Below are 20,996 nucleotides of genomic sequence, written 5' to 3' on the forward strand. Positions count from 1 at the left end.
CGGGTCCGCGCTCCCTGCCGGTGGTCATGTCCATCCGTCAGGTAGCCCGACTGCTGACACCTGCTCACATTCCAGACCGGGCCATCCCTTCTCAGGCCGGCACCACCGTCTGCGTATCCCGTAGTTCGCCCAGCAGTCCCGCCACCTTGACGACCGTGCGATCGCCCAGGTGCGGGCCGATGAGCTGGACGCCGAGCGGCAGCCCCTCACGGGTTCGGCCCAACGGGACGGTGGCGGCCGGCAGGTGGACGAGGCCGGCGAGGTTCAGCCAGGTGGTCTGCTCCCAGTAGCCGCGACGCCGGCCGTCGACGGTGATGTAGCGCTCGGACACGGGCACGTCCGTCTGGTCCGGTACTGCGGCCGTCGGCGCGGCCGGGGTGATGAGGACGTCGACGTCACCGAAGTAGGCGGCCCATCGATCCTGGAGCCGTCGGCGTTCCTCGTTGGCCTGCAGCCAGTCCCGGTGACTCATCGTGCGGTCACGGAGGTACTGGGCCCCGGGCGACTCATCGCCTGGAGACAGCTTCCGGGAGGCCTCCACCTCGGCGGCGTACGCCTGCGGCGGAGCGCTGGCAGCGCTGCCGGCGAGCATGAGGGAGCGAAACAGCCGGTCGGAAGAGGCCATGTCGACCGGGGGCGCCGAGTCGCTGATACGGACGCCTGTGTTGCGCAAGGTCCGTTCCAGTTCCTCCAGCAAGGCTCGGGTGGCCGCGTCCACCGGACAGAAGGAGTCGTCGGCCCAGAAACCGATGCGGTAGTCGGCCAGCCTCTCGTGTCGGGGCGGTGGCAACTCCAGCCGCCACGCGGTGGAATCATGGGGTGCCGGACCGGCCAGCACACCGAGCGCGAGCGCGAGATCGGCCGCGCTGCGCCCGAGAGGGCCTATGCAGAGCATGTCCGAGGTCGTCAGCCAGCCTGGTGGGCGCGGAATGTGGCCCCGGTTCGGCACGATGCCGAAAGTGGGCCGCAGGCTGTAGACCCCGCAGTAGTGGCCGGGCAGCCGTAGTGAGCCCGCCAGGTCGCTGCCGATGTCCAGCGGGCTGAGGCCGGCGGCCACGGCTGCGGCCGAGCCGCCGGAGGAGCCCCCGGTGGTGCGGTGCGGGTCGTGCGGATTGGGCGTGGTGCCGAACAGCTCGTTGCTGGTCTGGATGCCCTGGCACAACGGCGGTGTGTTCGTCTTGCCGAGGATGACCGCACCGGCCGCGCGCATCCGGGCCACGGCGTCCGCGTCGCGTCCTGGTACGTGTTCGGACAGCTCCGCCGAACCGCACGTGGTGCGCAGGCCTTCGGTCTCCAGCGCGTCCTTGAGGGTGATCGGAAGTCCCAGGAGGGCTGTTGTCCGGCCGCGGGCGCGCTGCTCGTCGGCTGCCGCGGCCGCGGCCAGGGCGGCCTCGGCTCCGAGGGTGACCACCGCGTTGTACTCGGGATGGGAGGTGATGCGGTCCAGGTGCGCGGTCGTCAGTTCGCGGCTGGAGACCTCTCCTCGGTTCAGGGCATCCAGCTGTTCGCGGGCGGAGTGGCGGATCAGGTCCATGAAGTGGCGGCATCCTCGTGTTCGGAGACGGCCTCGAAGTGGGCGGCGATGCGCAGCAGCGCGCGAACGTCGTCGTTTGGCGTGCGTACGTCGTCGCGGATGCCCGCGTCGGCGTATTCGGTCGGGGTCTTCGGTGATTCGTTGCGGTGGTAGGCGGTCAGCGCCCCGCGGAGCTGGTCGGCGGTGACCGCGGCGGCCAACTCGGCACCCCGCAGCCCGGTGGCAGCGTACCGCGCCTCGGCCGCGCGGCGTACGGATTCGTCCAGGTGGTGGCGCAGAGCCCACTGGCCGTCGCGGATCTCGACGGCGCGTCGGTACAGGTGCCAGGTGGCACCCCACAGGGACGGGCCGTGCGCCGAGGCGGCCCGGTGCGTGTGGAGCGCGATGGTGGGCAGAGCCTCGTACACGGCGTGCCACAGCGGCGCCAGGCGCTGGTGGTCGCGATAGGCGCGTCCCCAGGCCCGGGCCCTCGGGACGATGTGGATGGCCAGCGTGGGAATGAGGAATCCCATGAGGACAAGCGTGCTGCCGCCGTCGGCGCAGAGCCATGCGAAGCGCTCCGCGGACCGCGACAGAGGGGTGAAGCCGAAGACCGCGGCCGCAACGTCCACGAGTCGGATCGTGCTGTAGCCGAAGGTCAGCAACGCCCCGGCTCCCACGATGCGCAGACCGCGGGCGATCCAGGTCCCGCGTGTGCCGCCGGCCCTTCTCCAGCAGACCACGGCAAGGATGCCCTGCCCGATGGTGTAGGCACCGATGTAGAGCGTCAGGAACGTCTGGTAGACGCCGACGTGGATGTACCTGGCCGTGAAAGCCTGCGGGGAGATCCGGCCGGAGGCAGGCAGCAGGAGGAACAGCACCACCAGAGCGGCGATGACCGCCGCCCCGGCCGCGAGGCAGAGCCGGGTCCTGCTGCGGGCCTTCTCGTGCGGCAGCACCCAGTCGGCCAGGACGACGATCTGCAGCGTCACCTGAGCCGTGACGGTGCCGAATGCGGCCAGGATGCCGATGGACGGGTTGCCGGTCGCGTCGCCCAGCAGCCCCCAGACCGGATCGATGGACACGAGGAAGGAGAGCGCGGACAGGCCGTAGACGCCGACCAGGGCGGTCAGCGCCCGGTCCCGGCGCAGGTATCGCGGTGGCCAGAGCAGTACGAGGAAGCCGGTGACGGCCAGGGTCAGACAGAGCGGGTGCAGTAACTGCTGCATGGATCCCTGTCACCGCCGTCCGCGCAGTAAGGTCTCCGCCACGGGATCGTGGCCCTGGAGGCGGAGGCCGGGACGGTGTACGTGACGCTGCAGGTAGGTGCCGATCATCTCGGCCTCCCGTTCGTCCTCGTGTTCGTAACTGGTGCGGCCCAGCATCATCTTCACCACCTGCGGGTCGAGGTCGGGGACCAGTCGGTCGGAGACCGGCTTGACCGGAGGAAGGACGGGGGAGCCCTGGTGATCGCGGAGAATATGCGCGAGCTCGTGCGCGATGATGTGGTCCTGGTGGGCTCGGCTGGTGTCCTGGTGGACGAAGATGAAGTCTGCGCGCTCCACCCGGATCCAGAGGCCGCACACACCCTGCACGATGTCCCCGGAGGCGTGGACGAGCCGGATCGGGTAGCCTGACCGGCTTTCGACGACGGGGAGGAGCTCCCTCACGCTGCTGACGCGCGGCAGGTTCAAGCCGTGCACGAAGCGTCGGCAGATGCTCTGCGTGCTGTCCCTCATGGGTTCGGGTCCGTTTCCTCGTCGGCCGCGCAGGACGTGAGCCCTTCCTGTGCGCGTAGTTGCTCAACGGTGGCAAGTACCTGGTCCAGGCTCTGCGGCGACAGTCCTGCCACCCGCATGGCGACACGCTGTACTCCGCTCTCGCGCAACCGTCTGACGAGGGCCAGCTCGGTTGTGACTCTGTCGGCAGTGCTGTCGTCGAAGAAGTAGGCCACGGGGACACCGAAGAACGTCGCCAGCGCCTCGAGGTGCCGCCTGGTGGGGTTGTCCCGCCGTCCGGTGCGCAACTGCCACAGATAGACGTGGGAGACGGAGGTGCTGCCGCGTTCGCGGAGCATGTCGGCCACTTCGTGGTTGCTGTACGGGCCACGGTCGGGCGGATGGACCGTCTCGAACAGCGCGTTCAGTCGCTCCTCGAACGTCCCGGTCAACAGAACCACCTCCCCATAGTTCCCACGGTTAACCCTAGTTGACACCCTATGCGGATCATGCGACTCTCGGTATGTTAACTGAGATTAATCCGTGTGCCAGCAGTCGCGTCCCCGTGGCGCACGGCCGGCTCACCTGGCGATCCTGTGTCAGGCAAGGCAGCTGCGAAGGCATAAACGACCAGTACTGACTGCAGCAGAGGACTGTCGACGCCCTCGAGCCGCGGTGCAGCGAATTTCATCCGGCTCCCTTCGTGAGAGAGCGCGGAAGGAGGGGCTGGCGTGGGTAGTGGTGTGGGTTTGGGGTGCGTCTCGCATGGAAGCGCGGTGCAGGCGACGCCACCTGTCGGCGCGACGCCAACGATGACGGCAATGGCTAGACCAGCTCCCACAGATGGTCGGCGACAAGCCGCTCTTGACAGGTGGCCATGATGAAAGACAATCAGAGATTCGTGCACCACTTGCCGTCAGGCACGGAAGTCTGTTTGCTTCGGTAAGAGGCGCACGAGGTGTCCGTTCCACGGATCGGTCTGTCACGCGACACATGCAGCCACCGCGACCATTGACCCGGTTCGGAGACCCACCGAACTCGCCACCGCACTGTGTCGCATCCGTCGCTGCTCGGACGGCCGCAATCGTCGGAATTCGCCGCTGCGGGATCAGGCGTGCAACCAAGTGGCTGGGCGTACGGGCCCGAGAAGGCCAGGCGGGGCTACGCCCACTCTCGCGCGGGCACGAAAGCCCACCGACTTGTCATCGTGCTGCCTGGACTTGATTGGGCGATGCCGTGGCTGTTCGCCCGAGGATGGGCTGGTCGGTGCCGGCGGCCCCGCAGGCAGGAGGTGCGCGCGGGGATGCGGGTTGGCCGCCACCGAGAGGGTGTCGGGGTGTTGTGGAAAGGCTCGCCCGGTCAGTCGAGGTTCAGCGATGGCCCGTTCAAGTGGTTGGGAGGTGAGTTGGAGCGCGCGCCGCTCGCCCGCGGGTGGGCAGATCAGAGATGGTCGCAGGCGCAGGTGAGTCAGGCTCAAGCAGGGTCCATTACCGCGCTTTGTCGTTAGAAAGTGGGTATGTTGCCGATCATGATCTCAGTTCTGGGACCTCTGGCCGTCACGATTGATGGTGTCGACGCTACTCCGACGGCTTCGAAACTGCGGACGCTCATCGCTCTTCTGGCGCTTCGCAGAAACAGCGTGGTGGCGATCGGGTCACTGATCAACGAGCTGTGGGGTGAAGAGCCGCCGGTGAGTGCCATGGCCACGCTGCAGACCTACATATACCAATTACGGCGGTTATTGACAACGAACGGCCTGAACGGCAAGGACGTGCTCGTGACGAAGCCGGTCGGGTACGTACTACGGCTCAAGCGGGACGAGCTGGACGTGGACATCTTCCGCAGCCTTGTCGAAGAGGCGCGGGATCACCTCCAGGAAGGCGCGGACGAGGCTGCGCTGACGGTTGTCACCAAGGCCCTGAGCATGTGCGGGGCGGCTCCGCTGCATGACGTGAGCGCACGGGAGCTGCTCGAATCGTATATCGGCCAGCTCGGCGAATCCGTACTCCAGGCCGTGGAGCTGCGAATCGAAGCAAAGCTGCGGCTGGGCTATCACCAGGAACTCGTCGCCGAACTCAAGTCGCTGTGCGCGGAACACCCGTACCACGAGAACCTGCACGCGAAGCTCATGATAAGTCTGCAGCGGATGGGCCGACGCTCCGAAGCGCTGGTCCTGTATCAGACGCTTCGCAGGAACCTCCGGGACGAGCTCGGAATCGACCCGTCGGCAAGCCTGCAGGAGCTGCAGAACAAGCTGCTGAACTCCAACTCCAGCAGCGTCAGTGAGATCGAGTCCTCGTGGCAGGCCCGCGAGACCATCACGCCGGCACAACTGCCCGGAAACATAGCGGAGTTCACCGGCCGCACAGCCGAGATCGAACAACTGGGCCGGATGCTGAGGCCGAACCAGAACGCCTTGGCTCCGACCATCGTGACGCTGACCGGCAGCCCGGGAACAGGAAAGTCCGCACTGGCGGTCCGGGTGTGCCACGAGATCCGGGACCGCTTCTGCGACGGTCAGTTGTACGCCGACCTGGACGGGGGCGCCGTTGAGCCCTACCAGGTGCTCGGCAAGTTCCTGAGGGGCGTGGGCTTCAAGGGTGAGGAGATCCCGGGCGACCTCGACGAGCGTTCGCAGCTGTTCCGAAGCTGGACCAGGCAGCACCAAGTGCTCGTTCTGCTGGACAATGCCGCATCCCGAGCCCAGGTCCGCCCGCTGCTGACCTCCGGACCGGGCAGTGCGGTCCTCATCACCGGTTCCCAGCTGGCCATCGGCGGCCTGGAGGGATCGCGTTCCTTCCAGCTGAACGCCCCGTCGGTCGACGAATGCGTCGCGGTCCTGAGTTCGATGATCGGCGGGGAACGGGTGGCCGGCGCAGAGGACGTGGCCTACGACGTCGTCAAGGTGTGTGACCAGCTTCCGGTGGCCCTGCGCATCGTGGCGGCGAAGGTGACGACCGGCGTCTACGCCTCGCTGCCGGCGGCGGCGCAGCGTCTGGCGGCTCCGGAGGCCCGGCTGGAGGAGATGCGGTTCGGGGAGTGGGACATTCGCAAGACCTACGCCGCCGGATACCGCCTGCTCGACAGCCAGGGACGGAAGGCCCTGACCATGATGGCCGTCTCCGGTCTGTGTTCCATCACGACGGTGCGGATCGGAGAACTGTGCGGCTGGGACCGTGCCAGCACCGAACATGTGCTCAGCCAGCTGAAGCAGCTGCGGTTCCTGCATGCGGTCGCGGCCGGAATCGGCCCGGGGAGTTATGTGATGCCCGTCCTGGTGCGTTCGTTCATCGACGACCTGATCAGCGGCGAACTGGCGACGGTTCGAGCAGCCGGAGCCTGAGGTGGTGGGCTCGGGCCGGTGCCCCGCGGTATAGGAGAAAACTCCTACCGAGGTCCGTAGACATGTCACTATACGACTCCCAGGCTGATTGGTGATGATGATTGCGATAACAACGGCTGGACCAGGGGCACACATGGAATCCAAGGCACAGAAGCGGCCACAGCTCGGCGGCTTGGCAACCGTATTTCTCGATCTCTTCGTGTCGATCGGCGGATATTTCATTCTCCGGGCGGCGGGCGTCAGTGTGATCTGGTCGCTCGCGATCCCGGGCATCGTGGTCGGAGTCCTGACCGTCCTGAGTACCATTCGTCGGCGCAAGCTCGATGTGGTGGGTGTCCTGGTGCTCGTGGAGCTGGCCGCGACGCTCGGGCTTTCCTTCGTCACCAACGACGCGCGTATCGCGGCCTGCCGACAGCCCCTGTACGTGCTCATCGGCGGGCTGTTCTGCCTGGGCACGCTGTTCGGTCGCCGACCGTTCACCGCCGTGACCACCGCGTCCATGGCCACGTTCGGAGACCCGCTGCGGGCCAGGGCTTTCGAGAAGGCGTGGCAGGACGTCGCCAGGTACCGGCAGCAGCAACGCACGTTGACGACCGCGATCGGGACGATCATGGTGGTCGATGCCGCAGTTCGGGTCCTCGTCATCTACGTCTACCCGGTGAGCCGGATCGACGTTTCCCTACTCCTGTCGAACGTCGCGGGAATCCTGCTGTTCGTGGTCATCGGTGTGGTCTCCAAAAAGCTGATCATGCCCGCACGAGAAATCGTGCTGGAAATCGTCGAACAGCTCAAGGCTGAGTCCGCGGACTCCGGAACCGACATTCCGACGGCCTCCGAAGGCGGGACGGACACGCCCGCGCACGAAGGGTTCCGTCAGTCATGACGGAACCGTGGAAACCTGGCAACGCCGTGACAGGAGAGAAACAGAGGAGCCGATGGCCTACCTGATTCCACTCGCTCAGCTCGGCCTTCACGACGTGGACCGGGTCGGAAGGAAGGCCGCGGTACTCGGTGAGCTGCGGCAGACCGGGTTCCGCGTCCCCGATGGATTCGGGGTTCCCTGGCAGGTGCTCACGGATGTGCTCGACGGCATCGATCCCGCCGACCCGCACGCGGTCGTGGAACGCATCCGCTGCACGGAGTTACCGGACGCGCTCCGCGCGGAACTGTCGGCGGCGCTCCGGGAACTCGGCGATGGTCCGGTCGCGGTGCGATCGTCCGGCATTGAAGAGGACCTGGCCGGACGCTCGTTCGCCGGACAGTACGATTCGGTCCTCGACGTGCGTGGGGCCGACGCGGTTGCCGACGCCCTGAGGCAGTGCTGGGCGTCGGCGTTCTCGGACCGCGTGGCCGCCTATCGGAACGGTGAGGATGCCCCGATGAGGATGGGCGTCCTGGTCCAGGCCATGGTGCCTGCCGCAGCCGCGGGAGTGGCGTTCAGCGCGAATCCGGTGACGGGTGACCGTGGCGAAACGATGGTGAGCGCGGTGACCGGCCTCGGTGACAGGCTGATGGCAGGGGAGACCGTCGCCGACGAATGGTCGGTCCGCGACGGGACGGCCCAGCTGTTGTCCGGGTCCCGTGAGGCCGTCACCGAGGCCCAGGTATGCGAGGTCGAGGCGCTGGTCGGCCGTGTCGCCGAACACTTCGGCACCCCGCAGGACATCGAGTGGGCGTTCGCGGCGGGGGAACTCTGGCTACTGCAGGCACGCCCGATCACAACGCTCGTGGAGGACCACGACCTCGTGCCGATCGACATCGAGGTCCCGCCGGGCTTCTTCGTCCGGGACGTACGATCCCCCGACGCCAGGGCTCCGATGGAGAACTCGGTGTTCCTGCCGGTGTTCGCCGCCTCCGCGAAACGGCTCTTCGACTTCACCACCGGCGCGCCGCTGACGGCGACAACCATCGGCGGTTGGGTGTACCTCAACCCGCTGCCCGACACGATGCCGGAGCTGATCCGGCGTTCGGAGCGCATCGCCGAACTGGTGGCCGAGGGCGCGCCGCTCGCTGTCGTCAGGCGATGGGAATCCGAGTGGAAGCCCGGCTTCGTGGCACGCATCCGGCGGTTGCGTGAGACCGACCTCGGCGCAGTGGACGATGCGGCGCTTGCCGCTCATGTCGCCGAGCTGACGGGCTTCTTCTCCGAACTTCACGATGTGTACTTCCGGATCGCGGGCGCGGCGATGTTCATCGGCGCCGAACTTGGCTTGCTGGCACAGGAGTTGCTCGACTGGCCGCCGGACGACCTGCTCCCGCTGCGCAGCGGGCTGGTCGGGGAGCACATGGGCGCCGTCGTGGCCCTGGGCGACCTCGCCCGGCTGGCGGCGGCCAAACCTGCGCTCAGCGCGGCGCTGGAGCGCGACGTGCAGAGCGCGGTCGGGCAACTCCGGGACATGGAACCGGAGTTCGCCGCGGCGTTCGACAGGTATCTGGCCGATTACGGGCATCGAACTCTCCGACTCGGTCTGACCGACCCCACGTTCGCTGAACAGCCCGCCATGGTGCTCACCATGGTGGTCGCGCAACTCGGCGAACCCTTCGACCTGGCCGACCGCCGGGCGGTGTTGGCCCGCCGGGTCCAGCCCCGCCGCGACGAGCTGGAGCGCAGGCTGGCAGGCAGGCCCGCGGCCGAGCGGCAGCAGTTCGAGGCGGCGCTGGCGGCCGCGGAGCTGAGCGCGCCCATCAGGGACGAGAAGTCCCATCTGGCCGTGTCGTTGTGGGCATTGATGCGGTACGCCGTCCTGGAGCTCGGCAACCGGCTCGCCGGGTCGGCGCTGATCCAGCAGCCCGAGGACGTGTTCCTCATCGGGCTCGACCAGGCGCTGGCGGCACTCGCGGACCCATGCGATCTGCGCCCGGCGGTGCGGCTCGGCCGTGGACAGCTCAACTGGGCGAAGGCCAACCCGGGGCCGAGGTTCTACGGCACTCCGCCGACGCCGCCGACCTGGGGGCCGGGCATGGCCGAACCCTCCGAGGCGGCAAAGCACGTGATGGACATCGCGGCGTGGACAACGCGGATGATGGGCGGGTCTCCACAGGCGCCGGCCGAGACAGACGGCATCAGCGGTCTCGCCGCCGCCGCCGGGCGCTACACGGGACCCGCCCGGGTTGTCGGCGGTCCGCGTGACTTCGGCAAGCTGCGCCGCGGTGACGTGCTCGTCTGCCCCGAGACCACAGCGCAGTGGGCAGTGCTCTTTCCCAGCCTGGGGGCTCTTGTGGCGGACGGCGGCAGCCTGCTGTCCCACCCGGCGATTCTCTCCAGGGAGTACGGCATTCCCGCGGTGGTGGCCGCTGGTGACGCCACCCGGTTGCTGCAGGACGGCGATCTGGTCGAGGTGGACGGAGCCGCCGGGACCGTGCGCCTGATCAGCGGTTCGATCGCCGCACGGCGATCGGAGGCGGCGAGATGAGTGAAGCTGGCGAGAGGCCGCCCTGCCACCGGACGGTGATTTCGGTCTCGTGCACGTCGTACACAAGGACAAACCAGGACTGCCGACCGCATCGAGCGGGTCGGCCTGGAGGATGAGATGCACGTACTGATCGTCGGCGCCGGTGTGGGCGGGCTGTGCCTCGCGCAGGGCCTGCGCAAACGGGGGATCGGCGTTGTGGTGCTGGAACGGGACGTCGCCTCGGACGCCCGTGCCCAGGGGCTCCGCCTGAAGATCGACGCACTCGGCCGATCCGCGCTCGCCGACTGCCTGAACGACGACTACTACCAACTGCTCGCCGCGACGGCCAACAAGCCCTACCAGTCCCGCGGCGTGACGCTGGACGAGAACCTGAACGAGCTGCATTCCGCGGTTCCCGCCCAGAGCACCGTGGACGAGGCGACGGCAAGCATCGTCGTGAACCGCCACACACTCCGGCAGATCCTGATGTCCGAGACATCGGACCATGTCTTCTTCGACAAGGAGTTCGAGCGCTACGAGCTGCTCGACGACCGGGTCGTGGCCTACTGCCGGGACGGCAGCGCATGGGTCGCGGACGTACTGGTGGGAGCCGACGGCATCAACTCGGCCGTGCGCAGGCAGCTTGTGCCGGACAGCGGCCTGATCGACACCGGACTGTGGTCGATCTACGGGCAGCTCATGCTGGACGAACAGAACCGCAGGTGGATACCGCCGAACGTGTTCGGCGGCTCCCGACCCGTCCTGGGGCCAGAGGGCCGGACCCTCGCGCTCGGAACGTTCCAGCCGCAGATACCGATCACTGATGCGGTCGCGGAGTTCGCGCCGAAGGCGGACATCACACCGGTGGACGACTACCTGAAATGGAATCTCATCGCTCCTGCCGAGCAGTTCGGCGTCGACGAGGCGGCTTTCTTCGGTGGCTCCCCGGAGTGGCTGCACGCGAAGGCCTGCGAGATGACGGCGGAGTGGGGCCCGGCCGTCAGGCGGATCCTGGACGAATCGCTCGTCGCCGTGACGTTTCCGCTGTCGATACGGGCGTCTCGTCCCGATGCGACATGGCCGACCGGCCGGGTGACGCTGCTCGGTGACGCAGTCCACGCCACCACCCCCGTGGGCGGCGTGGGTGCCAACGTCGCGCTGCGCGATGCCGCCGCACTGGCGAGGAATCTCGCGGAGGTGGCGGAGTTCCCCGACCTGCTGCTGCAGGCGATCGGTCAGTACGAGACGGACATGCGCGAATACGGATACCAGGCCGTTCGGGATTCCCTGGCCGGCGCCGAGCGCATCCTGCGGAGCAGGAGGCTGCTCGACAACGAGTAGGCGAGCACTCAGGTGTGACTTCGCGACGCGGGGTCGCGTCGGGTGGGAACGTCGAGTCGCGTGGGAGGAGGCGTGGCCACCGCGCGGTCATCGGGGGGATTCGGACTCCTGGCGATCGTGCGGTGGCCGCCGGACGCCGCGCACTGACGGTGCGTCAGCCAGGCTTAGCCGGCCTCCGGGAGGCCTGGACTGTGCCTGCGTCCCGTACCGCGCTCTTCGGCCAACTCCCTCGCCGATCAACTCCCTTGCCGGCCTTCCGGGACGGTAGCTGCCGACCGTCGTGGTGGCGCTGACGATGGGAGACCGGCACTGCCCCGTCCCCAGCACGCAGAGCGGCGCGTTCTCGGGCAGCGGTGTCGGCGAGATCATGAAGGGCTCCTCGATGGGGTCAGGTGCGATGGGCGTCACGCTGGGACAGCTTCCTCGCCCATGACCACGGCACCGACCCCGGCCGCACGCGGGCCCTCGCCAACACCACCATCGCGGGCGCCACCACGCGCCCTGCCCGGCTGCCCGCTACCGGCGGGACTCGCTGTCGCGCACTGTCACTCGTCACACACTGATGCCGCTAGACCCTAATGTGTGCCGCACAGTATGGTGTGTGCGTGGATGGCTCCGAACTCCTCGATGCCCACAGGCAGGAACTGCGTCGTGGCTCCGTGGTGCTCGCGAGCCTGCTCGCGCTGCGGACACCGGGCTACGGCTACGGCCTGCTGGACGAGCTTGAGCTCGCGGGCGTGCCGGTCGCGGTAAACACGCCCTATCCGCTGCTGCGCCGGCCGGAGGGCCAGGGACTGCTGACCAGCGAGTGGGACACCAGCCAGCCGCGCCCGCGCAAGGCGTACCACACCAGCCGTGACGGCATCCTCCTCGCCCAGGCACTGCTGCGGGAATGGCAGGCGATCGACACGGCATTCACCCGCCTGGCCCCCACCTCAGCCACCATCCCGGAAGGGCAGAACCAGTGACCGCGACATTAACCGACCGGTACATCGCCGCTACCGTGCAACGCGTGCCCGACAGGCAGCGGGCCGAGATCGAGCGGGAGCTGCGCGCCGCGATCGCCGACGACGTCGAGTCCCGCATCGAACGCGGCGAGGGTCCGGCCGACGCCGAATACGCCGCGCTCGCCGAACTCGGCGATCCCGAGCGCCTGGCCGCCCGGTACGCCCGCCAGGACGTCGCGCTCATCGGCCCCGACAGCTACCCCGGCTACATCCACGCGCTGCGAGGCGCCTGCTGGACCGTGCTGCCGTTCGCCTACGTCGTGCTCGCCATCGTCTTCCGCGCCCACGGGGCGAGCACCTGGGTCGCACTCCTGCGCCCGCTCGGCAGCATCGTGACCGCCGCCATGTACCTCGTGGTCCTCGTGACCGTCCTCTTCGTGATCGCCGACCGCGTGCGCAGGGCCCATCCCGAAGCCGTCAGGGCAGCCGCCCCCTGGACCCCCGACCAGCTGCCCGTCGCCGAGCAGCCGAGCCCGGCCGTCACCGTGCGCGACCTGATCCGCGACATTGTCAGGGCGGTGGCGTTGATCGCGGCGTTGTTCGCGCAGCGGGTGATCTCGCCGGTCACCACCCCGACGGGTGGGCATGTGCCGATCATCAACCCGGCCCTCTGGAGCTTCTGGATCCCCTACTTCGGTGCCGTGCTCGCTCTCGCCGCCCTGGTCAGCGCCGTGAGCCTGCGCCTGCGCCGCGGCAGGCCCGTGACCGTCGTCGCCCATGCCGCACTCACCCTGGCCGGCATCGCGCCGCTCGCCTGGCTGTTCTGGCGGGCGAGTGTGCTCAACCCGGCGCTTGCCGCCGATCGTGGCGCGCTGGCAACCCTGGCCACTCCGGGCAACTGGGTTGCCTGGCTTGCCGTCCTCACCCTCGCCCTGGCTGCCATCGGCACCCTCACCCAGGCCCGATTCACGCTCCAGCGCGGCACGAAGGCCCCGTGGTCGGGTTGACTGCCCGGCGCGCCCGGGGTGTTCGGCCTCCGGGCTGAACGGTCCTCGGCCTCGGTACCGAGGCCGAGCCGTGGTAGGCCGCCGAGCTCTTAGCCCGGCGAACGGGGGAAGGGCCGACGGTTGACCGGGACGGGGGTACGCCGTCGCCTGTGGCAAGGAGGGCGAGGCCACCGCGGTGGCTGGCCGTGGCGGTGGGACGAACGGCTTCGAAAGCCTGTGGAGGACAAGGCCATGCAGATCGACACCGCGGCCCCGGTGCCTCGACCCGAGAGCCGCTGCGCGGCCGCCGAGCCGTGTGTCCGGCGGCGGGGCCGCCCGCGCAGCGAGGCGGCGGAGCGGGCGATCGTCGCCGCAGTCGAGCGGCTGATGGAGGACGGTGTGGCCCTGGCCGACCTCTCGATCGAGGGGATCGCCGCGGCTGCGGGCGTCGGCAAGGCCACCATCTACCGGCGCTGGCCCAACAAGGAGGCGCTGCTGGTCGATGTGGTCGCCCGACTGGAGGCCCCCGAGCCGCAACTCACCGGTGGCACGGTGCGCGAGGAACTCCTGGCGATGATGGAGTTCATGCGCCGCCGGGGTCTGGCCAAGCGCTCGCGCTGGGTGCTGAAGACCGCCCTCGGCCAACTGGACAACTGGCCCGAACTGCGCTCGATGTACCAGGAGCAGGTACTCGAACCCCGCCGCGAACTGGTCCGGCGGATAGTTCGGCGCGGGGTGGCCGAAGGGGTGATCCGCCCGGACCTGAACCCCGACCTGCTCTCGGAAGTGGTGATGGGACCGATCCTGTTACGCACCGTCTTCTGGAAGGAGGCACCGCTCGACGATCCCGCGCTGGCCGAGCAGCTGGTCGACGCCGTTTTCAACGGCATCGCCGCCCCGTTGCCGCGGTGACACAAGATGATGGTCCGCCCCCGCCCCCGCCGGCGCCAGCTCCGCACCGTTTGAGTGCGGTGGCATCGCGGCTTCTACGCGGTGTGTCTGTCAGTTCAGCGGCCGGTTCCCTAACATGAGCTCAGCTCACATTAGCGGAGAGGGGCTTGACCATGCCGACTCGATTCGACCTGCCGGCGGGCTTCCGCTGGGGTGCTTCCACGGCCGCCTACCAGATCGAGGGCGCGGTCGACGAGGACGGGCGCGGGCCCTCCGTCTGGGACATATTCGCCGCCCGCCCCGGTGCCGTCCGCGACGGCCACTCCGGCCGGATCTCCTGCGACCACTACCACCGCTACCCCGAGGACATCGCCCTGATGCGCGGACTCGGCCTGGATGGTTACCGGTTCTCGATCGCCTGGCCCCGGATCCAGCCCACCGGCACGGGCCCGGCGAACCCGGCCGGACTCGCCTTCTACGACCGGCTGGTGGACGCCCTGCTCGCCGCTGGCATCACACCGATGCCCACGCTCTTCCACTGGGACCTGCCACAGGCCCTGGAGGACGGCGGCGGCTGGCTGGCCCGGGACACCGCGTACCGCTTCGCCGAGTACACCCAACTCGTCGTGGACCAGCTCGGCGACCGCGTCCCCGCCTGGATCACGCTCAACGAGCCTTTCGTGCACATGGTGTTCGGCTACGCGCTGGGCATCCACGCCCCGGGCCGCACGTTGATGCTCGACGCCCTGCCCGTTGCGCACCACCAGCTCCTCGGCCACGGTCTTGCCGCCGCTGTGCTGCGTGAGCGCGGCCACCAGGTCCTGATCGCCAACAACCTCACCCCGGTCTGGCCAGCCAGCGACGACCCGGCGGACGTGGCGGCGGCGGCCGCGTACGACGCGCTGCACAACCGGCTGTTCACCGACCCCCTGCTCCTCGGCCGCTACCCCGACCTCTCCGCCTTCGGCGTCGGCGGGGACCTCGGGGGCAGCGTGCGCCTCGGGGATCTGGAGTTGATCTCCGCTCCGGGCCTGGACGGACTAGGCCTCAACTTCTACAACCCGACCCGGATCGCCGCCCCCGCCGATCCCGAACTCCCGTTCAACGAGGCCGAGATCGAGGGAGTCCCGCGCACCGCCTTCGGTTGGCCGGTCGTCCCGGACAGCCTGCGCGAACTCCTCCTCGGCCTGCGCGATCGGTACGGCGATGCGCTGCCGCCGATCACCATCACGGAGAACGGCTGCTCGGTGGACGACCGGGTCGCCCCCGACGGCACCATCGACGACCGGTTCCGGATCGACTACATGGCGAGCCACCTCGACGCCCTGGCCGAGGCGATCGCCCAGGGCGTGGACGTCCGCGGCTACTACACCTGGTCCTTGATCGACAACTTCGAGTGGGCGGAGGGGCTGGGACGGCAACGCTTCGGGCTGGTCCATGTCGACTTCGAGACGCAGCGGCGGACGCCGAAGGCTTCCTATGCCTGGTACCGCGACCTGATCGCCGCGCACCGGGCGCGGCTCACGCGGTAGGGGAGTGGGCGAACTTCCCGACTCACCTACCGATAAGGGTCTGCCTGCCCAGGTGCCACGAGTGAGATCGGGGCTCCACATAGGTGTTGGGGGCATCGTGTCGCACGTCCGCGCTCCGCTGGGCGGCGACGGGGACACGGAGGACTGCCAGGAACTGTGGGTGGTCCTGGACGCCAGGGACGGAAGGGTCCTGGGACGTGTGGACACCATGACGGTGGCCTCCAACTCCGAGCACACTCCACACCCGGACCCTGCGCAGACGGGGTTGAGTGTCGGCGAGGGCGAGGAAGGGTCGCCTGCGCTGTGGGGACGCTGGGACGGGCAGCAACTGACCGCCGCACAGATCGGGATCGAGCTGGTCCTCCTTGCGGTGAGCCCGTCCGGCCGGCACCTCCTGACCGTTGATGTCGGGCAGTGGTCGCTCTCCCTCCACGAGGTGGAGAACGGTTCGGTTCTGCGGGAACTGGAGGCCGCGGACACGGTGCCGGTACACCCGGGGAGCACCGGCGAGGACAGGGTGTACTGGGACTATGACGCGGCCTTCGTGGATGAGGCCACCATCGTTGCCGGGACCTCCGAGTGTGACGCCCCGTATGGAACAGCCCGCCACTGGTTGGTCGACGTGCACGAGATGACTCTGCGCGGCGAGATCTCCTACCCCGTTCCCGTCTCGGGTCCTGCCCGCGCAGCAGGGGGCGGCACGTGGTACACGATCTCCAAGGATGGGACTTCCGTGCATCTGCGGGAGCTGGCCGAAGAGAACTGACTTCGGTCGGGTGATGCCCTGGCCGTTCGCCGAACAGCGGCAGCCAGGATCCGGTGGTCCTGGGGCATGAGATACGCGCGGAGCGGCGGGTTGACCGACGCCGGGAGGGCTGCGCGGGAGCGGGTCCGGCGGTAGCCGCGGAACGCTTCGAGAGCGGGGAGCAGAACAGGGACATCGCGGCGGCGCTGCGGGTGGGCGTGCGCTCGGAAGAACTGTGACGCAGGTCACGGCAGATGTAGAACCTGCGCGCCGCATCGGGCGTCTGGCTGGTGTGAGATCACGCAGGAGAGCACTGGACGAGCTGGACGAGGAACGCCTCCTCCGGCTGGTGGCCAGAGGTGACCGCGGAGCGTTCGACGAGTTGTACCGGCGCACGTCGCCGTGGCTGGCGGTGCGGTTGCGCCGCCGCTGCGCGGACGAGCAGATCGTCGCCGAGGTCATGCAGGAGACCTATCTGGCGGTGTGGCGTGCGGCCGGCGCGTTCTCCGGCAGCGCGGTCGGCGGGACGGCCGTCGGGTGGCTGTGGACGATCGCGGCGCGCCGCCTGGTCGACGCGTTCCGGCGCCGTGCCCACCACGCCGAACTTCCCGTCGTCGTCGCCTCCGCCGCCGAGCGGGCGGTGGTGCCCGCGGCGGAGGACGAGGCACTCGCCGGGACCGTCGGCGGCGACGTCGGCGATGCCTTGCGGCGACTGGCGCCGGAACTCCGAGAGGTACTGCAGGCCACGGTGCTCGACGGGCTTTCCGTCCGGGAGACCGCCGTCCTGCTCAGACTGCCCGAAGGCACGGTCAAGACCCGCGCCCGCCGGGCCCGGATCGCGATGCGGGAGGCGCTGGCATGAGCGAGCGAAGCGAGCGAACCATCAAGAGGCGCGCGTTGAGCGAAGCGTCTGCCGAGCGAAGCGAGATGGGCGCATGAGCGGGGAACACGCGTCTAGGCGGTTGATCGACGACTACGCACGTGGTGACGCAACGATGGCCGCGGACACGGTATGGGCGTTGGAGGCCCATCTGGAGACGTGCGCGCCGTGCCGGAGTCACCTGGCGGCCTCCGTGGCCACCGAGGCGCCCGACATCGCCGCGCTCCTCGACACCGTCCGGGCCGGTCTGGAACCGCAGCTGGACGCGGCCGTTGGGGCGCCCTCGCGGCGACACCGCCCGAGGTGGGTCTCGGCCTGGCTGACGCCGGTCATGGCCCCGTGGTTGGCCATGACCGTCGTCGTCACCCTGATGGCGCTGCTACTGGACGCGGTCGCGGCGCCGACGTTCTTCGGCGACGCCTCTCCCGTGTTGCCGATCGCGCCCGTGCTGCCGCTGTGCGGTGTCGCCGCATCGTGGTCGCGCGGCCTGGACCCGGCACACGAACTGACGGCCTCGACTGCCCGGGCCGGCCTGCCCCTGCTCCTCAGGCGCACCACGGCGGTTCTCGTGGTGGTCCTGCCCGGGCTCCTGGTGGGGGGATGGCTGACCGGAACCATGACCGCCGCGCAGTGGCTGCTGCCCTCCCTGGCCTTCACCTCCACCGCCCTGGCGCTGGGCAGCGTGGTCGGCGTGACCCGCGCAGCCGTCGGGCTGATGGTCGCCTGGGGCGTCGTCGTCGTGGTACCCGCGTGGGCCACCGGCCGCGTCCCCCTTGCCCTGCAGCTTGTCCTCCAGCCGGACCGGCTGCCCGTGTGGGGGCTGCTCCTCGCGCTCGGAACCGGCGCCGTGATCGCCCGCAGAAACGCGTACTCAACGCTGTGAAACCCATGTCCACCCTCGAAAGGGACCACCGCATGACACCCGTGACGAGCGCGGCTGACACCGCGCCGAAGACCTACGCCTGGGAGATCCGGGCCAGCGGCCTGAGAGTACGCGTCGGACGGAAGAAGATGGCCGTCGACGGGCTCGACCTCTCCCTGGGCAACGGCGCCCACGGCCTCCTGGGGCCCAACGGAGCGGGAAAGACCACCCTGATCCGGACGCTGGCCACCGTACTGCGCCCCACCGAGGGCGAACTGGAACTGCTCGGCACCTCCGTGGGCGCGATGGGCGACCACCGGGCCCTGCGTCGCCGGATCGGCTACCTGCCGCAGGACTTCGGCTACTACAAGCGCTTCACGGTGCGCGAGTTCGTCGAGTACATGGCCTGGTTGAAGGAGGTTCCGAAGGCGGCCGTCCCCGCGGCCGTCCAGCGGGCCGTGGAACGGGTGGGCCTGGCGGACCGCGCCGACCACCGGATGAAGACCCTGTCCGGCGGCATGGTGCGGCGGGCCGGCATCGCCCAGGCCATCGTCAACGACCCCGCGGTGCTGCTGCTGGACGAGCCGACGGCCGGCCTGGACCCGGCGCAGCGGCTGCGCTTCCGCGAGCTGCTGCAGGAACTGGGCCGCGACACCTGCGTGGTCGTCTCCACCCACCTGGTCGAGGACGTCGCGGCCGCCTGCTCCGACGTGGTGCTCTTCGCCGACGGCCGCCTCGTCTTCCAGGGCACGCCGGACGACCTGGCCGCCGCGGGCGGCTCCGAGTACCCGGGCGACAGCCCCCTGGAGCGCGGCTACTCGGCGCTGCTCCACAACTCCGGGCAGCAGGGAGGCACCTGGTGAACGCACGTGTCCTGTGCATCGAGCTGAAGCGCTCCGCCGCCCCGTGGGCTGGAGTCGTCGTCCTGGGCGGAAGCCTGGCGATCTTCTGCCTGATCGACGGAATCTGGTGGAAGGGCAACGCGGGGTGGACGGCCCAGTGGACCACCATGGCCATGTGGACCCGGTACCTGCTGGCCTTCTGGTTGCCGTTCGCGGTCGGCATCGGGGCGGTGTACGGGCTGCGTGAACCCCGCTCGCGGATGACCGAACTGCTGACGACCACGCCGCTGCCGGCCTGGCGCCGTGCGGCGCTGCCGGCCGGTGCGATCGCGCTCGCGCTGGCGACGGGCTTCGGCCTCCTCGTCCTCGTGGGCGGCGCCCAGGTGGCGCTCGGTTCGACCACCTACACGGGCCTCGGCTGGCTGCCGATCTCGCTGGTGGCGGTACTTGGCCTCGTCGCGGCCGCCGTGTTCGGCATGGGCGTCGCGCGGGCCGTGCCCTCCGTGCTCACCCCGCCGGCCCTGACGGTGCTCCTCTTGCTGACGGCCCTCCTCCTGCGGCAGAGCAATGAGGGGGCACTGCCGTCGAGCGTCGCGCCGAACCGGCTCGCCCTGCTGGTCCCGGTGACCGCGGAGCCGCGGGAGACACTGCTGACCCTGTCCGGCTCCGTGCACCTCGGCCAGACGCTCTGGCTGCTCGGCCTGATCGCCACCGGTTTCGCACTGCTGTCGGCCGCGACCCGCCGGGCCCGACTGCTCGCGGTGGCCCCCGTCCTGGCCGGCGCGGCCCTGGCCCTGCTGATCCTTCCGGCCACTCCGCGCGACACCTACGTCATCGACAAGGCCGCCGCCACCCTGGTCTGCGACGGACCGGTGTGCGTGACGCACGCGAACCGCTCACACCTGCCCGAACTCGCGCCGCGCGGCAAGGACGCGCTGCGCGTGCTGCACGACGCCCTGGGCGACAAGGCGCCGAACTCGGTGCGGGAGGACACCGAGCTGCGCGCGCTCGGCGACGAACGCCAACTCTTCGGCGACGCGGTGCTGGTCGACTTCGACGACCCGCTGATCGCCCATGCGACGGGGGCGGAACTGACCCGCCTCCTGGTCGCCCAGGGCCTGGCACCGAACTGCGCACCGCGCACCACTTGGGAGGGCGGGGGGCAGGTCGACATCCCTGTACAGAGCATCGCCGCGAGCTGGGCCCTGGGCGATCACCAGTTCGAACCACTGCACAGGCCGGACTCCTACGCGTACTCGCAGCGTACATGGGCGGACGCCGACACCGCCTGGCAGCGGCTGATGGCGCTGTCACCGGCCGAGCAGCGCTCGCGGATTGCCGAGGTGCATGCCGCCGCCCTCTCCTGCACGGGGCACAACGAGCTTTCGGTGCTGGCGGGGAAGGCATCGCGATGAGGTGGCTGATGCTGTACGCGCGTTCACGGCAGGTACCCACCTCGGCCGCCGCGGTCACGCTCGTCGCACTGGCGGCGTGGGCCTTCGAGCACGACGGCGCGGGCCCGATGGACCTGGGGATCGTGGTCCTGGTCCTGACCGCGAACGTGGCGGCCGCTTCCGTCGGGCTCGGCGGGCAGGATGCCGCACTGGATCGCACGGCCGCGATCCGGTGGATGCCCCGGCGGGCGGCGCACGTGCTGCTGGCCGGCGCGGTCGCCGGGGCGGCGCTGCTGGGGGTCCAGGCGGCGGGGCCGAAGCTCGCCCCCGCCGGGCTCGTCGTCCGGGACAGTGCGGGGCTGATCGGCCTGGCCGCGCTCGGGGCGGTGCTGTGCGGGGCGCAGTTCGCATGGACCCTGCCGATCGGCTGGCTCGCGTTCACCCTCCTCGTCCCGGTTCCGCGCGGCATCGCGGGAGAGGTGGGCGACTGGATGATCATCTCCCCCGCCACGACGGCGTCCGCCGTGACCGCGTGGGCCCTGCTGGCGACCGGTACCGTGCTGTACGCCGCAGCAGGACCAAGACGGTAACGGGCACGCCCCCGGCCGCT

At 69.5% G+C, this 20,996-nt stretch carries 18 protein-coding genes and 1 pseudogene; 15 read left to right on the forward strand and 4 right to left on the reverse strand.

Annotated features, from left to right (window positions below):
* Nucleotides 1-91: 91 nt before the first annotated feature.
* From ABD369_RS34580 to ABD369_RS34595, 4 genes are read right to left on the reverse strand one after another with little or no spacing between them, the layout of a single operon-like run.
* A complete protein-coding gene (locus ABD369_RS34580) occupies nucleotides 92-1,534 on the reverse strand; it encodes an amidase (protein ID WP_344640589.1) in 1,443 nt (480 codons plus the stop codon).
* Nucleotides 1,525-2,742, reverse strand: a complete 1,218-nt coding sequence (locus ABD369_RS34585; RefSeq protein ID WP_344640590.1) for an MAB_1171c family putative transporter — start codon at nucleotides 2,740-2,742, stop codon at nucleotides 1,525-1,527. Before ABD369_RS34585 ends, ABD369_RS34580 begins: the two co-directional genes overlap by 10 nt.
* 9 nt (nucleotides 2,743-2,751) lie before the next feature.
* Complete coding sequence (locus ABD369_RS34590; protein ID WP_344640591.1) at nucleotides 2,752-3,252, reverse strand: hypothetical protein; 501 nt, start codon at nucleotides 3,250-3,252, stop codon at nucleotides 2,752-2,754.
* Nucleotides 3,249-3,692 carry a helix-turn-helix domain-containing protein gene (locus ABD369_RS34595; RefSeq protein ID WP_344640592.1) on the reverse strand — a complete coding sequence of 148 codons (444 nt, stop codon included), beginning with the start codon at nucleotides 3,690-3,692 and terminating at the stop codon, nucleotides 3,249-3,251. Before ABD369_RS34595 ends, ABD369_RS34590 begins: the two co-directional genes overlap by 4 nt.
* 1,055 nt (nucleotides 3,693-4,747) lie before the next feature.
* Between ABD369_RS34595 and ABD369_RS34600 the strand changes: the two genes are divergently transcribed.
* The 15 genes and pseudogenes from ABD369_RS34600 (at nucleotide 4,748) to ABD369_RS34665 (ending at nucleotide 20,976) form a co-directional block, all read left to right on the forward strand.
* Complete coding sequence (locus ABD369_RS34600) at nucleotides 4,748-6,574, forward strand: AfsR/SARP family transcriptional regulator (RefSeq protein WP_344640593.1); 1,827 nt, start codon at nucleotides 4,748-4,750, stop codon at nucleotides 6,572-6,574.
* A 133-nt stretch (nucleotides 6,575-6,707) separates the two neighbouring features.
* Nucleotides 6,708-7,457, forward strand: coding sequence for a VC0807 family protein (locus tag ABD369_RS34605; protein ID WP_344640594.1), 750 nt, complete (start codon nucleotides 6,708-6,710; stop codon nucleotides 7,455-7,457).
* Between the two features lie 52 nt (nucleotides 7,458-7,509).
* Nucleotides 7,510-9,987 (forward strand): PEP/pyruvate-binding domain-containing protein, encoded by a 2,478-nt coding sequence (locus tag ABD369_RS34610; RefSeq protein ID WP_344640595.1) that lies wholly within the window; start codon nucleotides 7,510-7,512, stop codon nucleotides 9,985-9,987.
* Nucleotides 9,988-10,104: 117 nt separating this feature from the next.
* Nucleotides 10,105-11,307, forward strand: a complete 1,203-nt coding sequence (locus ABD369_RS34615; RefSeq protein ID WP_344640596.1) for an FAD-dependent oxidoreductase — start codon at nucleotides 10,105-10,107, stop codon at nucleotides 11,305-11,307.
* A gap of 605 nt (nucleotides 11,308-11,912) precedes the next feature.
* Complete coding sequence (locus tag ABD369_RS34620) at nucleotides 11,913-12,275, forward strand: PadR family transcriptional regulator (RefSeq protein ID WP_344640597.1); 363 nt, start codon at nucleotides 11,913-11,915, stop codon at nucleotides 12,273-12,275.
* A gap of 44 nt (nucleotides 12,276-12,319) precedes the next feature.
* Complete coding sequence (locus ABD369_RS34625) at nucleotides 12,320-13,261, forward strand: permease prefix domain 1-containing protein (RefSeq protein WP_344640598.1); 942 nt, start codon at nucleotides 12,320-12,322, stop codon at nucleotides 13,259-13,261.
* Between the two features lie 231 nt (nucleotides 13,262-13,492).
* Nucleotides 13,493-14,152, forward strand: a complete 660-nt coding sequence (locus ABD369_RS34630) for a TetR/AcrR family transcriptional regulator (RefSeq protein WP_344640599.1) — start codon at nucleotides 13,493-13,495, stop codon at nucleotides 14,150-14,152.
* A gap of 152 nt (nucleotides 14,153-14,304) precedes the next feature.
* A complete protein-coding gene (locus tag ABD369_RS34635) occupies nucleotides 14,305-15,663 on the forward strand; it encodes a GH1 family beta-glucosidase (RefSeq protein WP_344640600.1) in 1,359 nt (452 codons plus the stop codon).
* Between the two features lie 199 nt (nucleotides 15,664-15,862).
* Nucleotides 15,863-16,429 (forward strand): hypothetical protein, encoded by a 567-nt coding sequence (locus tag ABD369_RS34640; RefSeq protein ID WP_344640601.1) that lies wholly within the window; start codon nucleotides 15,863-15,865, stop codon nucleotides 16,427-16,429.
* A gap of 66 nt (nucleotides 16,430-16,495) precedes the next feature.
* Nucleotides 16,496-16,641, forward strand: a pseudogene (locus ABD369_RS41305) (IS630 family transposase); the annotation flags it as partial.
* A 59-nt stretch (nucleotides 16,642-16,700) separates the two neighbouring features.
* Complete coding sequence (locus ABD369_RS34645) at nucleotides 16,701-17,270, forward strand: RNA polymerase sigma factor (RefSeq protein WP_344640602.1); 570 nt, start codon at nucleotides 16,701-16,703, stop codon at nucleotides 17,268-17,270.
* 73 nt (nucleotides 17,271-17,343) lie between these two features.
* Nucleotides 17,344-18,171: a zf-HC2 domain-containing protein gene (locus ABD369_RS34650; RefSeq protein ID WP_344640603.1), complete on the forward strand. Its 828-nt coding sequence runs from the start codon at nucleotides 17,344-17,346 to the stop codon at nucleotides 18,169-18,171.
* Nucleotides 18,172-18,203: 32 nt separating this feature from the next.
* Entirely contained in the window at nucleotides 18,204-19,013 is an 810-nt protein-coding gene (locus ABD369_RS34655; protein WP_344640604.1) for an ABC transporter ATP-binding protein, read from the forward strand.
* Entirely contained in the window at nucleotides 19,010-20,407 is a 1,398-nt protein-coding gene (locus ABD369_RS34660) for a hypothetical protein (protein ID WP_344640605.1), read from the forward strand. The genes ABD369_RS34655 and ABD369_RS34660 overlap by 4 nt, the downstream gene beginning before the upstream one ends.
* Nucleotides 20,404-20,976 (forward strand): hypothetical protein, encoded by a 573-nt coding sequence (locus ABD369_RS34665; protein ID WP_344640606.1) that lies wholly within the window; start codon nucleotides 20,404-20,406, stop codon nucleotides 20,974-20,976. The genes ABD369_RS34660 and ABD369_RS34665 overlap by 4 nt, the downstream gene beginning before the upstream one ends.
* Nucleotides 20,977-20,996: the final 20 nt, after the last annotated feature.

Origin of the sequence: Kitasatospora cystarginea, from assembly GCF_039533515.1 — a bacterium.
Taxonomy (GTDB): Bacteria; Actinomycetota; Actinomycetes; order Streptomycetales; family Streptomycetaceae; genus Kitasatospora; species Kitasatospora cystarginea.